Source organism: Nostoc sp. NMS4 (assembly GCF_017115095.1).
In the GTDB taxonomy this organism is placed as follows: Bacteria; Cyanobacteriota; Cyanobacteriia; order Cyanobacteriales; family Nostocaceae; genus Nostoc.
In genome coordinates, this window is sequence record NZ_JABXKI010000116.1 from 1 (window position 1) to 15,981 (window position 15,981).

The 15,981-nt window shown below is 41.7% G+C and carries 11 protein-coding genes and 1 pseudogene; 6 read left to right on the forward strand and 6 right to left on the reverse strand.

The window, feature by feature from the left end:
- The 3 genes from HWQ37_RS09090 to HWQ37_RS09100 all read right to left on the reverse strand — a co-directional run.
- Positions 1-340, reverse strand: a 340-nt coding sequence (locus HWQ37_RS09090; protein ID WP_465249682.1) for a ParM/StbA family protein, incomplete at its 3' end; no start/stop codon positions are given.
- A gap of 416 nt (positions 341-756) precedes the next feature.
- Positions 757-1,272: a hypothetical protein gene (locus tag HWQ37_RS09095; protein WP_292746036.1), complete on the reverse strand. Its 516-nt coding sequence runs from the start codon at positions 1,270-1,272 to the stop codon at positions 757-759.
- A 49-nt stretch (positions 1,273-1,321) separates the two neighbouring features.
- The gene (locus HWQ37_RS09100; protein ID WP_292746038.1) at positions 1,322-1,999 is read right to left on the reverse strand and encodes a hypothetical protein; all 678 of its coding nucleotides are present in this window, start codon (positions 1,997-1,999) and stop codon (positions 1,322-1,324) included.
- A gap of 300 nt (positions 2,000-2,299) precedes the next feature.
- Here HWQ37_RS09100 and HWQ37_RS09105 point away from each other — a divergent pair, with 300 nt between their 5' ends.
- The 5 genes and pseudogenes from HWQ37_RS09105 to HWQ37_RS09125 all read left to right on the forward strand — a co-directional run bounded on the left by HWQ37_RS09105 (position 2,300) and on the right by HWQ37_RS09125 (position 9,736).
- Complete coding sequence (locus HWQ37_RS09105; protein ID WP_193920018.1) at positions 2,300-3,127, forward strand: ParA family protein; 828 nt, start codon at positions 2,300-2,302, stop codon at positions 3,125-3,127.
- The gene (locus HWQ37_RS09110) at positions 3,127-4,299 is read left to right on the forward strand and encodes a ParB/RepB/Spo0J family partition protein (RefSeq protein ID WP_292746042.1); all 1,173 of its coding nucleotides are present in this window, start codon (positions 3,127-3,129) and stop codon (positions 4,297-4,299) included. Before HWQ37_RS09105 ends, HWQ37_RS09110 begins: the two co-directional genes overlap by 1 nt.
- Positions 4,300-4,556: 257 nt before the next feature.
- Entirely contained in the window at positions 4,557-6,803 is a 2,247-nt protein-coding gene (recD2, locus tag HWQ37_RS09115) for an SF1B family DNA helicase RecD2 (RefSeq protein WP_292746044.1), read from the forward strand.
- Positions 6,804-6,875: 72 nt separating this feature from the next.
- Positions 6,876-7,826 carry an RpoD/SigA family RNA polymerase sigma factor gene (locus HWQ37_RS09120; protein ID WP_292746046.1) on the forward strand — a complete coding sequence of 317 codons (951 nt, stop codon included), beginning with the start codon at positions 6,876-6,878 and terminating at the stop codon, positions 7,824-7,826.
- Between the two features lie 192 nt (positions 7,827-8,018).
- Positions 8,019-9,736: pseudogene (locus HWQ37_RS09125) on the forward strand (IS1634 family transposase).
- 337 nt (positions 9,737-10,073) lie between these two features.
- Here the strand turns inward: HWQ37_RS09125 and HWQ37_RS09135 are convergent.
- The 3 genes from HWQ37_RS09135 to HWQ37_RS09145 form a co-directional block, all read right to left on the reverse strand.
- Positions 10,074-10,442 carry a VOC family protein gene (locus tag HWQ37_RS09135; RefSeq protein WP_292746052.1) on the reverse strand — a complete coding sequence of 123 codons (369 nt, stop codon included), beginning with the start codon at positions 10,440-10,442 and terminating at the stop codon, positions 10,074-10,076.
- A gap of 223 nt (positions 10,443-10,665) precedes the next feature.
- Positions 10,666-14,934, reverse strand: a complete 4,269-nt coding sequence (locus HWQ37_RS09140; protein ID WP_292746054.1) for a strawberry notch family protein — start codon at positions 14,932-14,934, stop codon at positions 10,666-10,668.
- Between the two features lie 145 nt (positions 14,935-15,079).
- Complete coding sequence (locus tag HWQ37_RS09145; RefSeq protein ID WP_292746056.1) at positions 15,080-15,526, reverse strand: hypothetical protein; 447 nt, start codon at positions 15,524-15,526, stop codon at positions 15,080-15,082.
- Positions 15,527-15,896: 370 nt separating this feature from the next.
- Between HWQ37_RS09145 and HWQ37_RS09150 the strand changes: the two genes are divergently transcribed.
- A partial coding sequence (locus tag HWQ37_RS09150; protein ID WP_292746058.1) for a sigma-70 factor domain-containing protein occupies positions 15,897-15,981 on the forward strand: 85 nt, incomplete at its 3' end.

The window sequence follows — 15,981 nt, forward strand, 5'->3', positions numbered from 1 at the left end:
GACCAACATCATGTAAACTGACGACTAATTTTAAGTGCCAAGCCTTACGGTGTGGGAGATGTGCCAATGCGCCTAATAAAGTCAACAACGCATTATTGACTTTATTTTCATTATTATCGGTGTTGCGGTCAAAATAATTTCCTGTCCGATAAGCTGACTCTCCAACTGTATAAGCAGTACCGTTAAAAACTACGCGCCCTGGCACATCTTCCATTTCTGCATTGGTTATATAGCTGGGGACACGAACTACTTCAAAGCCATCGACTAAAAGTTTGAGACTTCCGTAACCGTTATCGAAACCCGCAGGAAAAATTTTTTGCAACGTGTGAATGTTTGACATAAAGACAAAGGTAATACACTTTGATTTGTGAAAGCTATCTGTTCAGATAATTTTGGGGAGTGGGGGAGAGAAAAATAAAATAACTACCCCTTTTTGATCCAGACTCAGGAGTTTATCATAACCCATTGGGGGCTAAGTGGGGTACAAAATCTCAGTCAGTCAAATTTACCCCATATAGCACCTATATACCCCCTATATAGGGGTCAAAATATCACCAAAGTCTTTAACTATTGTTGGGGTATACATAACCCCCACATAGCCCCCAGTAGGATTTTTTGAAATCTTTTTATCAATGCAGCAGAAATTAATTTAGATCATCGTTGACTCTTTGATTTATAATTTACTATCAATTTTTTGTTGAAAAGCAATTCAGTTTTGATCTTTAACTTCTTGCTGACTACGTAACGAGTGGGTTACTACTTGCTTACAGGTTCAGCTTTTTCTACTGAATTATCATTCACACCCAAAGTCAATTCCAAAGGAGTTTTTTGGGGGTAAGCTTTTACTACTTGCCGATAAACATCATAATTAGTAGGTAGTGTCTGCTGAGAATTACCCACTCCATAGGTCAGTTTGTACTTTACATCTTTGATCAATTCAGGTTTGCCTGCCTCTTCTTGAGATTTTTTGCGTTGTTCAACTTCATCAACACTTGGTCGCGGCGGTAAAGTAGGCCACCATAACCCTCGGTCATCTGGGCCAATAACTGCTCCTGCCGGTTTCAATCCATTCCGATTCACCACTGAAGTGTTAGCAAAGATTTCAATGCGTGGCTGTGGTTGACTAGTTAGGTTATTCGCATACTTAACTTGCCAGGTGTAACTGGTGAGTGCTGTAGCTTCATACTGTTCAGCAGTAGTAGTGCTGCAACTAGTTAGTGTCAGTGCCGTTAGTGCAGTTATTATTAAGGGTAAAATTTTCAACTTTTGCATTATCAATCGAATATCTCTTACTAATCACTCTTGAAAAGGGAGTGTGCCATCATTGCTGCCAAGGTGAAGGTATCGCCGTAATCGAAAGCACTTCCCTTGCTTGCAGCCTAATCGCTGTTTGCTCACAGTTAGGGCATTTTACCTTTGTGAAAATCACTGAAGGTCGTCCTTTGTACTCGCCCATTACGGGTTCTCCAGTGTACTCGCTGATTATCCCCTGCTTGCAGTGGTAGCACTCGAATATCACACGCCCTATCTCCGAGTTGCAATCCAGGAATTGCATGTGCTGACAGGGTTCCGGCGGTAATTCTGGTTCTTCGAGATGGTCTTGAAAGGGTATATGAGGTTTGGTTGCTGGTGGTAAATCTATTTTTTTCTTGTTGCGCTTGCCAGTCACCTGCGGCTCAACTTTTGGCGGCTTTAGGGGGTTTTCCTTAACAGGGGCATGGACAGGCTGTTGGCCAGTTGTGAGTTCTTTCGGCAAATTGTCATCAGCCGGGGTAGGGCTAAATAGCTCTTGTTTCTCTGTTGGTTTAGATGCACTCTCGGTTGACTGAGCTACTGTTTTTGGGACTACATAAATAGCAGGTGTTCCTGCTACATCTTGGTATGGTTCTACTTGAGCATCACTGTTGGTCAATTCCTGCACTTCTGGTTGTTTAGCCGCAGGGACGTGCTTAATCAGTTTTGGTTGTTGTGGCTTGGGTGGTCGCTTAGTAGATTCCATGCTCATTGGAGTCAAAGTTTTTGACAGACTATTTTTAATGTAACTATAACTATCCTTATTGCTTCTGTTTTCTAAGGCAATTTGTAGATGCAATATATAGTATTCTTTTAAAACTCAACCTCAACCTCTACAGTCATTGATGACCTTGCATAAATCGGCTAATATTTAGTGCAACATTTTTATAAAAATTAGATAAATTACACTAAGATCCTGCATGGAGTAACATTACTCCATGCAGGATCTTAGAATTTTCTCAAAAAGTGGAGTAACGTTACTCCATAAGCCTTTAGTTTTTGAGCTATGAAAAAGAAAGCAGTTAAAAGAAAAATTAGATTAGATGTTAAATCTAATGCTGGTGGAACTGGAAAAACAACTTTAGTAACACATTTAGCGTACATCCTTGGCAAAAAAGGTTACTCAGTCACAGTTATTGAACTAGACCCATTAGGTTCTCTTAAAATCTTTACGGGGGCTTTTTCAAAAACTGAAGATCCTCCTCCTGAAAAAACCCTAGCGTCTGTTTTCAGAGATGATTTCAAAGGTAATTACCCTTTGTTCCCTATTTGGGAAAACAAAATCCATAATGTCAATGTTATTTTAGGCGGCGCTCCGTTAGAAGAAAGTATTCATAAAATTTACTCTCATTCCAGAAAATATTACCTGCTTCATGATCGTTTAGAAGACTATCCGCTTGAATCTGACATTATTATTCTGGATAACCCAGGTGGTCTGGAACCTATGGGTCTAGTAGCTTTAGCCGCAGCGACAGACATATTGGTTGTAATGCAGCTAGAATATAAAGCTTTGTATGGTTCAGCAGGTTTAATTAATTGGTTTTATGACAAGATCAACGAGTTACGACTACGACCAGAGCCTAAAATATTAGGATTTGTACCGTCACAAGTAAATATAAAGAAAGTAGCCGCCCATCGAAACATTGGAGAAGAAATCCCTAATCAGTTACAAGAGCTTGGAATTTCATGTTTTCCGCCAATTAGAGAATCAAACCAATTTATTAATGCGAGTGGAGTAGGGCAACCCATTCATTTATTTGCACCTGCTTGTGAAGCTATTAAAGACTTTGACCCCATCGTTGCCAAAATTATAGAGCTAATGAGTCAGGACTAATGTCAAAACCAGATATTTCTAATGTGTTTGCAAACGCAGGACAATCACAAAAAATTCATCATTTAACTAAACGAGTTGAAGAACTCGAAGCTGAAATTAACCAACTTCGGAATGTAGAAGTTAACAGCGAGGTAAAAATTGCTCTCGAAGCTCGTATTCAAGAGCTAGTTACAGAATTAGCTAACAAACAAGGAGTTTCAGAAGTTCCAATTAACTTGATTGATCGAAATCCTCGCCAGCCCAGACAAACTTTTACTAAAGCCAGCATACAGGGAATGGCTGAACTCCTTAGAAAACAAGGGCAGCATACTCCTGTAATTCTCATTCCTTTGTCTAATGGTAGATACTTATTGTTTGATGGAGAAAGACGATGGCGATCTGCACCTCAGCTTGGATGGAAAACACTAAAAGCTGTATTTATACTTACTGGGATCGAAGCAGATGACCGTGAACTTCATCGACAAGCCCTTTCAACAACTTTGCATAGAGAGGATCTTAATACTCTCGACTTGGCAGAATCTTTAATTCAACAAATCATATATGACTATCCTGAGTTGTCAGAACAGAAAGATAACATTCCACGTCTACTTAACGCAGCTATGAGCCGACTAGAGCGTAATCGTAAAAATTTGGAGTTGTCTGAGATCCGAATAGCTTCTCAGGAAAATCAACGGCAGTGGTTAGAATCTGTTGACTTTAAAAGTGCTGAAGAACAGAAAATATTTGATGTTATATTAGCATTACAACTTAACCCTACTTCTATTGATACTAATATTTTTCCTTTGCTGAAACTATCAACAGATTTAAAATCTGCTATCCGAGAGGAAGGGCTAGAAGCCAGTAAAGCTAGGGAATTGAACAAGCTTTCTGCCACTCAACTAAAGCTTAATGAGGCTCAATCTCGAAAAATTAGAGTTCAGTTAGCCCAAAGAGTCATACAAGAAAGGCTTTCTTTGAGCCAAACCAAAGCTTTAGTTAAAGAGACACTAAGCCAGTATAAATCCGCCAATATTTCAAGTAACGAAAATAAAAAAGTTATTAGAACAGTTAAAACTATCCGTTCTATTAATTTTGAGGAATTTCATCACAATCAACTTGAAGAAGTTCGTCAAGCTCTTCAAAGTAAGCTACAAGAAATTGACAAAAGAATAGAGCTATCCAATAAAGGTTAATTTATTAATCTCAGTGAAAATTTCTTTGACTTTTCAAAAAACCTCTGAAAGCTGCCGCCCTCCTCAAGCATCCAAAAAATCAGCAGTAGCCCCACTTAAGAAAAAGATAAACCTAGAGCTATGACATATAGAAGTGATGAAGGTAAATTAGGGTGAGTTTTAGATGACACTAATGCTGGGGGTGTTATATAGTATTCATGTACTATAGTAGCTCCACTCCCAGTACTATAATGATGGGCGGCATCTTTTAACAGGCAATGTCCACTCCTCCTAATCTTTCCCCTCAACAAGTAAGCGCCTTTCCTCAACACGAAACAATCACTGGGGTCTTAGAACGTCTAACTTTTTACTCTGCCGAATCAGGTTACACCGTGGCAAGGCTGACTCGCCCACGTAGCACCGAACTCACAACAATCGTTGGCAGCTTTGCTAACATTCAGCCAGGGCAGACCTTACAACTAACTGGTTTCTGGCGTGACCATCCCCAATTTGGCCCCCAGTTCCAAGTAGTCAACTACAAAGAAACCAAACCAGCTACTCTCACTGGAATTGAAAAATATTTGGGTAGTGGGCTGATTAAAGGTGTTGGGCCAGTCACAGCAAGACGGATTGTTGGTCACTTCGGGCTAGAAACCCTGGACATCATCGAAAACCAGATTGAACGACTGATTGAAGTCCAGGGTATCGCCAAAAAGCGGATCACTCTCATCAAAAACGCCTGGTCAACTCAGAAAGCGATCAAAGAAGTGATGGTGTTTCTCCAGGGGCATGGCGTTTCTACCACTTATGCTGTGAAGATTTACAAGCAATATAAGGATGAAGCGATCGCTACTGTTACCAAAAACCCCTACCAGCTAGCAGCTGACATCTACGGTATTGGCTTTCTGACTGCTGACAAGATTGCGAGAAATATAGGAATTGCACCAGACTCAGAATTTCGTTACCGTGCGGGGATTATCCATTGCCTAAGTGAAGCTGCCGAAGATGGTCATTGTTACCTGCCACAAAGCGAACTGATTGAGTCGGTAATCAAACTGCTGACAACCGAATCTCATCAGCCCACAGAAGAAGCAATTGCACAAATCATCAAAGATATGGCTCTAACAGATGAACTGATTAGAGAGTGGGATGAGGATAAAACCCTAATTTGCTACAAACCGACTTACTTTCATACTGAACAGAATTTAGCTCAACTGATACGCCAACGCTTGGAAAATACTGTTGGCACTGACATTGAGCGTGTGCGTGATTGGATTGACCGCTTTACAGCCAGCCGTAAAATTCAGCTTTCAGAACAGCAACGCCAAGCTGTAGAAACAGCAGCCTATTCCAAAATCATGATCCTCACAGGTGGCCCTGGCGTTGGAAAGACCTTCACAACTCACACCATTGTCAGCCTGTGGAAAGCAATGGGTAAATTTATTGCTCTAGCTGCACCCACTGGACGGGCTGCTCAACGCTTAGGTGAAATGACTGGGCTGGAGGCAAAGACAATTCATCGCTTGTTGGAATTTGACCCGCGCTCAAGGGGTTTCAAGCGCGATAGCGAAAATCCTTTACCCCACACGGCAATTATCGCTGATGAAGCTTCGATGCTTGATTTGTTTCTGGCTTACTCCTTGGTTAAAGCAGTATTGGCTGGCGCTCTACTATTGTTGGTGGGTGACATTGACCAGCTACCATCTGTGGGCCCAGGTCAAATACTTGCTGATTTGATTAATTCTGGTCGTGTGCCAGTAGTGCGGTTGACCCAGGTATTCCGTCAAGCTCAAACAAGCGCAATTATCACTGCTGCTCACCAAATTAATCGAGGAATTTATCCCACGATTGAACCGATTTCTGACACACCTCAATCTGACTGTATTTGGCACGGCGGCGGACATCAGCCCGAACATGGTGTACAGGCAATCTGCGAGTTGATTAGCGATTTGATTCCACGGCTGGGTTTTAATCCTGCCACTGATGTGCAAGTACTTTGTCCAATGTCACGGGGCTTGGTAGGGACTCGCAACCTTAATACTGTGTTGCAGCAGTTGATTAATCCACCCAGTCCCGACAAGGTGGAGATAAATAGGGGTGGGACGATACTACGAGTTGGCGATCGCGTTATTCAACAAATGAATGATTATCAGCGTGAAGTCTTCAATGGAGATTTGGGAATTATCAGCAACATTGATACTGTTGAACAAGAAGTAATTGTGCAGTATGGAGAGCGTACTGTGATTTACGACTATGCTGATCTCAATGAAATTACTTTAGCATGGAGCGTTACTATACATAAAAGCCAGGGTTCAGAATATCCGGTAGTGATTCTGCCAATCTATATGCAGCATTACATGATGTTGACCAGGAACCTGTTTTACACTGGGCTGACCCGTGCCAAGAAGTTAGCGATCGTTGTCGGAGCAAAAAAAGCGATCTCTCTGGCGGTGCGCTCTACTGATGACCAACGGCGGTACACAAGGTTACAGCAGAGGTTACTTCAGGCAGGACTGAATTGTTAAAAATAAAAAAGTTTATTGAATTATTTGATTTATACTTTTAAATCCCCTGGTAAAAAAAGCCGAAAAGTTTGTATGTCCAGCCTCAGTTCCGACATGGTTCGCATCTATTTGCAAGAAATTGGTCAGTATCCTTTATTAAAGCCAGAGGAAGAAATTGCTTATGGTAGACAGGTACAAGAAATGATTGCCATTGAGCAATCTAAAAATGAACTCACCCAACAGCTAGACCGGGAACCAACAATGAAAGAATTAGCCAATGCTGTTGAAAAAACTGAAACACAAATCCGAGCAGCGCTACACCTTGGTCAAAAAGCTAAACAGAAAATGGTGACAGCTAACTTGCGACTGGTAGTATCTGTTGCCAAAAAATATCAAAACCGCAATTTAGAATTTCTCGATTTGATCCAAGAAGGAGCAATCGGTTTACAAAGGGGTATAGAAAAGTTTGATCCCAACCGGGGCTATAAGCTCTCGACTTACGCTTATTGGTGGATTCGTCAAGAGATTACACGCGCTATAGCAGAACAATCGCGTACTATTAGATTGCCTGTTCATCTCACTGAAATACTTACCAAAATTAAGAAAGTACAGCGAGAAAGCTTTCAAAAACTTGGTCGTCATGCTACTGCTGAAGAAATAGCAAAATCATTAAACCTCAGTACAGATAAGCTTCGAGAACATCTCGCTGCCTCTCGAACAGCCATCTCTTTAAATAAACAAGTCGGAGATGAGAAAGAGACAGAATTAGGCGAAATTCTAGCAGACATTGGCGCTTCACCAGAAAAACTGCTCACCCAAGAACTTCTATCGCAAGACGTAGCTAAATTCTTAGAACCATTGACACCTATACAGCGTCAAGTGTTGACTTTAAGCTTTGGGCTAGAGAATGATCAGCATTTCAATCTCGCTCAGATTGGCCAACAGCTAAACCTTAGCCGAGAAAGGATTCGTCAAATCCAGGTCAAAGCTATAAATATTCTCCGCCATCATCAAAATGATATCCAAGAGTATTTATTTGATTAAGCCATCATGTAAAAATAAGTTGTACAAATTTCAGTAGACCAAAAAGTTTGGCGTGAGCTTTGCTCACCGTATTAGCATCAGCTAGTAACTCCCGGTTCGCCCATTTTTTTATGAGTTAGGGAAAATAAGCAGTTAAAAGTATACCCAACGACATATTCCCGAAAAGGACAGAGTAGGTATATGTTCGGGTTTATGGATACAGAACCTATAATTACAAACGAACGAGTAGATGATATACCTGTACTGCTGGCACAATTAGAGCGTATGGGTGTAAAGCAGCTCATTAATAAGCATTTTCCCACACATGGAAATTGGGAAGGTGAGAGTCTAGGGAGCGTGGCAATAATTTGGTTAACTCACATACTATCACTTGCCGATCATCGTTTAAACCATGTCCAAGGATGGGTAGCGAAAAGGTTAGAAACATTAAAAATGTTTGTTGGGGAAAAGTTAGGAGAATTAGACCTTACAGACGACCGTTTGCAATCGCTATTACGTTATCTTAACAAAGATGATAATTGGAAACAATTTGAGGTAGAACTTTCTGGAAACATGATACAAGTCTATGATTTAAATCCAGAAAAGGTTCGTTTAGATAGTACAACAGCTAGTAGTCACTGTGGAGTGAACTCAGAAGGGCTATTTAAATTTGGTCATAGTAAAGATCACCGACCGGACTTGGCACAAGTCAAAATTATGCTAGCGACTTTAGACCCATTAGGTATGCCAATAGCAACAGAAATATTACCAGGAAATAAAGCAGATGACCCATTATATATTCCAGCAATTAACCAAGTACGTTCGACACTTGAAAAAGCAGGAATGTTATATGTTGGTGACTGTAAAATGGCATCAATAGCAACTCGTACTCACATTGCTCTCGGTCAAGATTTTTATCTTTGTCCCTTAAGTGGTAAACAAATAACACAAGAAAAAATCGGACAATATCTTCAAGCAGTTGGGGATGGAGAACAACAACTAACGACTATTGATTATGATTACGCAGATGGTAAAAATAAACAGATTGCTCAAGGATTTGAACGGGAAGTAGCTCATATAATTGAAGTAAATGGTCAAGAATTTACTTGGAATGAGCGACAATTAATAGTACGTTCCTTTGCAATGGCAGAAACAGAAGAAAAGTCTTTGCGTACACGTTTACAAAAAACCTCAAATGCTCTCGAACTACTCAAAAAACCGCGTCGTGGCAAGAAAAAGTTGACTTCAGTTGACCAATGGGAAGTATCTATAGCAGCAATTCTAAAACGTTATCGTACTAATGGGCTATTTGAAATTAATCTTCAAGTTACCCAACATGAAAAAACGACTAGGCGATATCTTGATAGATTGCCTCAAACCAGAGAGTCAATATCCATAAATCTAGATTTTGATATTTTGGAATCAGAGGTTAAACAACAAATTAATTTGTTGGGTTGGCGTGTTTATGTTACTAATCAAGCTGATTCTCTATTATCCCTTAAACAAGCTGTTCGTTGTTATAGAGACGAGTATTTGGCAGAGCGGGGATTTGCTCAAAGGTTTTCCCTTGTCGCTAACACCAATCTACTTGCAACGTGAAGACCATATTACTGGTTTAATTAGGCTACTTTCAAATGGGAAAGCGTGTCTTAACATTATTAGAATTTCAGGTACGTTCTAGTCTTAAATCAAATGAAGAAAAGCTTGCTGGAGTTTATATAGGTAATCCGAAACGAGAGACTGCACGCCCAACTGCGGAACTGATTTTAGCTACTTTTAAAGAAATCACACTAATATTAATCGAAACCAAAAATGAAGTTTATGCCCATTTAACTAATCTCTCTCTTTTACAACAGCGTATTCTTGTTTTACTTGGATTTCCAATTACTATCTATACTCAACTTGATGGTCAATCTTTTACTCCTAAATAGAATAAGAGTTGCGTTTCCCAAGCGTCAAAGGCTGAAACACTAAAATATCTGTTTTTAATTACGAAGAAAAGCGCAAGTTACTTGAAATAAATAAAAACAAACCTAATTTTTACATCTAAGTTTGTACACAGGCACTTACCCAGGTAGATGTCCGTATTCGCACGTTCTTCAGTGTAAACAAAGTGTTTTATCGCACTCTTAGTACTGACACATAATTTCTGTCTTTACGCTTTTGCTCACTTTTATCTAACTTCTGAAAAAATGGGCGAACCGGGAGTAGTAAGTTTGTAGCACCGATTTTTCTTACTTGACCTTTTGTTAAGTTCTTTCACCTGTCTTAGACCCAGGTTTTACCCTGCATACCAAAAAGATTTCCAAATGGGTCCCACATTTGACAAATTGCTTGCTGTCCCTCAATTACCAAAGGGCCTCGATAAAGCCTTGCACCATGCTTTTGGGCATAATCTAATGCTTGCTCAAAGTTGTCTACACGCCAATACGCTACTTGACCTGCGTTCCCCGGACGCATTTTTTCATCTGCCAGATGGAAAAACATTTCAACGCTGCCAACATCAATCAATGCTCCCTGTATTTCATTTTCTACATAAAAGTAATTCATTGGTATATTTAAAAGCTCGCCATACCATTGAGCAGCTGCAACAACATCATCTACGAAAAAAAATATAGCTTGAACGCCCTTAAACATATACTGCTCAGTTTCTCCTTATCTGGTGAAGCACCCCAAAATCTATCCTACTTGCCAAAGCATACGCTCGTCACTGCTATTGTGACTCTTCATTTTTCTACATTCTAGGTATTCCACGTCAGAGCTATTACGTATAATTACCTTCATTTTGTACAATAAAAACACACTATTGTTTGAGCGAAAAATAAGCTGATGTATTTACTTAGATACATCAGCTTTTAACTTATCCCAAGATTTCAATCACAGTCGCTAGAATAGCTGGGGCTTTGTCTGAAACCGGAATGAATACCCGCTTTTTCCAGTTGATGATCTCGGTAAAACATCCAACAGCCACCAGTCGCTCTGCCAGTGAGATAGCATTGACCAGTTCTATGCGAGGTTCTGTGGCAATATAAGAACGCCGTAAAGTAACGCCACCCGGTAACTGCTGGGAATAGCCTTCGTTTAGCACTAAAGAGACTAACTCCTGTGGGCTTAACAGCTTATCCTTCAGACCAAGTTGTTCAGCCACCGACTTAATATCATTACCATTCACTACCCGACCGAGAATCTTTTGTCCATCGCTGGTTTGCAAACGGAAGACTCGGCTATTGTGCTGCGGCAAGATTTTCCAAATGGGCAACAAAATACCAGTGACTAAGTGCAGGTAATCGGTAGTGAACTTGGGCAGTGCGTCTACTTCAGTAGACCACGCCGCAACAAACGTATTAGCCGAAACCTGTCGCCAAGTGGAAGAATTTAGCTGTTCCACTATGACACGAGTTTCTTTTTGTGGGCGAACGAGTAATACCCTTGGCACAACACCACCTTCAGCATCAAATATACTATGCGTTGGAATTGTTACAGCCGCACTACCTTTCTCATTCACCATGAATTGCCCTTGGTACTTGTCGGCAAAATCCAACATCTCATCAGCAGTTTTGATGTTGTTCTTTTGAACTCGTTCAATCTTCAAGTAGTTGGTGACACTACCAGTGGTGGGATGAGTGTACACAGCTTCTTGGCTTTCGATAGTAAACCTGTCAGCCCTAAGCGTTTCAACACCCATCTCATAGACACCAGCCGCGATCGCTGCTTCAATCTGCTGACTTAGCAACAACTCAAAACGCTCGAAAATAATGTTTTGCATATCGATGCGTAAAGCCAACAGGCGATTGAGGAATTGCCGCAATGGAGGCAAGTCGATTTTCATCCCGCCTTCATGAGAGGTTAAGCACAATCCAGTCATTTTCTCGAACTTTCCTAAAGGCACTTCATAAAATCGACCTTGGAAAATCTGCTTAAACAACTCGTATAGTGCGTACTCTGCATAGTTCGATTCAAGGTTATCTTTAGCCTCAAATATCCCATTGCCACCCGTCTGCCGTTGACCACGAGTAAGAGCGCCCAAGCTATCCAGCCTTCGGGCAATGGTTGAGATAAAGCGGCGTTCACCTATGACGTTAGTGGTAACAGGTCTGAACACGGGTGCTGATGCTTGGTTTGTACGATGCGATCGCCCAAGCCCTTGAATAGCATTGTCTGCCCTCCAACCAGCTTCCAACAAATAATGCGATCGCCTTTTACGATTCACAGCGTTGAGGTCAGCATGGTAACTGCGACCTGTCCCACCAGCGTCACTGAAGATGAGGATTTGCTTGTCTCCCTGCATAAACGCAGCAGTCTCAGCAATATTCGCGCCACTACCCCGTGAATCAACGAACAAACGCCCCGAATCATCTTTCAGAACTCGCTTGCTGCGACCAGTTACTTCGGCAATTTGCTTGTGACCAAAATGCCACAGCAATTGTTCTAATGCGCCAGGGATTGGGTCAAGGCTTGCTAGTCGATCAACTAGAGTATCTCTCAAGGCTACAGCTTCTTGGGAGATAACTGGAGAACCATCGGCATCAAAGACTGGCTCGGATCTTTCTTCTCCATCAACGCCTGAATGGATGGAATGGAGATGAATGGGGAAAGCACTCATCAGGTAATCCATGACGTATTCCCGTGGGGTTAAATCAAGGTTCAAGTCCTTCCATTCTTCGAGTGCAACTTCATTGAGTCGGCGTTTAAGCAACTCCTCATTAGTTGATACAATTTGAATAACAATGGCGTTACCCACAGCTAAATCCTCTTCAATTGCTTTAATTAACTGTGGACACTTCATGCCAGTCAACAAATGGTTGAAGAATCTTTGCTTGTGTGACTCAAACTGAGACACCGCGCTCATCTTTGCAGCACGATTGTACGTTTTTGCACCAGAGATATTACAAGCTTCCAAGGCTTTGTCTAAATTATGGTGAATAACACCAAAAGCATCAGAATAGCTGTTATAACTCCGTTCCTGCGTGGGCGTTAACTCAATTTCGAGAGTTTGATACTCAACTCCCTCGAATGAAAGGCTCCGCGCCAGATAGAGTCCCAAAGCCTTGAGATCCCTGGCTACGACTTCCATCGCGGCAATACCACCGCCCTCAATGGATTCCACAAAATCCTCACGGGAAGTAAACGGGAAATCACCAGTCTGCCAAAGCCCCAGACGATTTGCATAAGATAGGTTGGAAACCTTCGTCGCTCCAGTAGCAGAAACGTAGATAACCCGTGCCTGCGGTAATGCGTTTTGCAACCTCAGCCCAACAATGCCTTGCTGGGATGCTGCAACCATACCGAGTTTGCCCTCTTGCGCCATTGCGTTACCCATACTGTGGCATTCGTCGAAAGCGATCGCTCCCTCAAAGTACTTACCTGCCCAGTCAACAATTTGCTTGAGCCGACTTTTGCCGTTCTTTTGAGAACGTAGAGTTGAGTATGTGCAGAAGAGAATGCCTTGGGTGAAAGGGATGGGGTCGCCAAGTTTGATGTTGCCCAGGTCGATAATATCTTTTTCACTACCTCCGAGCGCACACCAATCTCTACGTGCGTCCTCAATAAGAGCAGCACTCTTTGATACCCAGATTGCTTTTCTTCGTTCCTGACACCAGTTGTCGAGGATGATTCCTGCACACTGTCTTCCTTTCCCCGCACCTGTTCCATCGCCTAAGAACCAGCCACGACGAAATTTGACGGCATTTTCCTCGCCCTGAGCCGCAACAGTCACATTATCCCAAGAATCATCCACAATATAAGACCCAGACAAAAATTCACAGTGCGCCTGACCTGCGTAAATAACGCTTTCAAGCTGTGCCTCTGACAACAAGCCTTGTGTGATAATATTCCGTGGGAGATGCGGTTTATAAGTTGGTGGTGGTGGCGAGACAAGTGCTAGGGCTGCACTCTCACAAAGCAGTGAGGGATGAGGTAAAGCATCTTTAATTCTGATTCGTTGTGGGCGATAGGTTTCATATAAAGTATCTTTGAGTCCTTCTGTAGCAGACCATTCGACGACTTCGTATTCCAGAATAACCACATCTGGAATTGAAGAAAGTGTTTCTGCTTGAGCTACCACAGAGCGTTTTGGCAATTGAACAACAATTGCCTTCGCCGCAGCAGCTTTGATATCTGAGCGTTGCCACGAAGATCGCTTAGGTAATTGCTCAATCAACGCTAGCAGTTCGGGCAAGTCCAAAGTTTCGGAAATACAGGGGATGTCGCCAGGATTATCAGTTGGGACTTTATCGATTACCGTAATTCGGGTTTCCATCGTCGTCCCGTGTTTGGAGTACACTTTGCCGTTGACCCCAACAGACAGTAGAACTCGCGCAAAATCCTGCCACCTAACGAAAGTCTCGCGCCAAGTGGGATTATTGGGAGAGAACCAATTGGCTGTGATTGTTACCAGCCGTCCACCGTCAGCTAGTCTTTGCAATGCCGAGTTGATGTGGCGAGGAGTTGCGTCGGGGTTGCGACTGTTGATTTTGGGAGATGCGGAGAAAGGCGGATTCATCAGCACAACTGAGGGCTGAGTCTTGCCAACCAGATAGTCGTTAATTTGTTCCGCGTTTACTGAGAATAATGGTGTACCAGGGAATAATCGCCGCAGAATCTTCGTTCTATCGGGTGCAAGCTCGTTGAGCATCAGACTTGCACTGTGCAGTTTAGCCATTTGTGCTAACAAACCAGTTCCGGCACTTGGCTCCAAAATCAAATCAGTAGCTTGTATAAATCCTGCTTTGGCTACCAGATAAGCAAGCGGCAGAGGGGTGGAGAATTGCTGAAGCTGTACTGACTCTTCACTACGGCGAGTATGGGTCGGGCAGAGGGCTACTAACTTCTCCAATTCCAATAATATTGTTAGCGGCGACTCTAATAAAAGCTTGTAACCTTTTTGACGCAGATATAGCATTTGCGCCACTTCCACAGCTTCGTAAGCATCTTTCCACTGCCATGTACCCTCTGCCGCAGTACCGTGAAAGTGGCGATTCATTTGGGCTTGAACAGTTTTCGTGTTCAGGGGGCGATTTTCAAGTAGTGGTTTCAAAAGCTCTTGAGCGACACTTAATATTGATTGCCCATAATCTAATATTGTTTGGAAGTCGAACAGAAAACCTTGGGTGAAAAGTTGCTGTACCATTGCATTACTCACAATATTATTTTTTCACTCTTGCTATGGCGAAGCCTTTCTCTTATTAAGAAATGAGGCAATTACTTGCCTCATTTAAACTTTTGAACCTTTAGATATTTATTCTTCGGTGATCAGCCGAGGGTTAAAAAACGAATTAGCCAGCTTTACGCGGTCTGCCTGGCTTGCGTTTCCCTGAAGAATTTACATCAGCCTTTTTAGTTTTCGGTGACTTGTTGGCAGAATTGTTAGCTTTATTTAAACGAGTAGTACGTTTTGGTTGTGGCGAAATTTCTTTAACTGGAGGCAGTAATCTCAATGTAGGGAATGAGAGAATAACTGCTTCATTACTTGTGCTATGAACAACTTCATCATCTAACGCCCAAGGATCTGGCAATTTTTCAAAAGTCCGAGCTTGTGGTGTGATTGCTTCTGAAACTGATGGGATTATAGAAGTGGCTATATTTAGATTGCTAACCGAAACCACATTACTAGTGTAAGCAGCCGATACAAATAGTCCGTTAATGAACTGGAACATAACGAGACTAAAAAATGCCCAAAAGATACCTACGATTGTCAAAGTGAGTAGAGGTTGCATATCCATAATTATCCCCCAAATAAGTATTTGTAATTTTCAACTGGTCTACGCAAAGCGTTCTTAAGCTTTGTTCAAATGTGAAGCGGATTTGAACACATCCTCTCTTCAAGAGAGGACTTCACTCTAAAATTAGCGTAGCTTCTCTCTAATTTGACTCAGCTACATTCCTTCGTTATTTTAAAGCTTATTGATAAAATAAAGCAGCTTTTAGTATTTACCTATTGGAAGATTTCAAGTATTATAGTTATAAACTTATTTGACAAAGATAAACATTGGCTTAAGTCTATTGTTAAGATTTGATTTGTAAGCTAATTCTTGAGATAAAACATTCTATTCAAACGAAAAAGAAAAGTAGTCGTCACAATTAATTGAAAGTATGCCCAGCCCAACTACAGACTTAGTTCGTTCCTACCTCAAAGAAATCGGACGCTACCCTCTGCTAACTCCTGAGCAAGAAATTA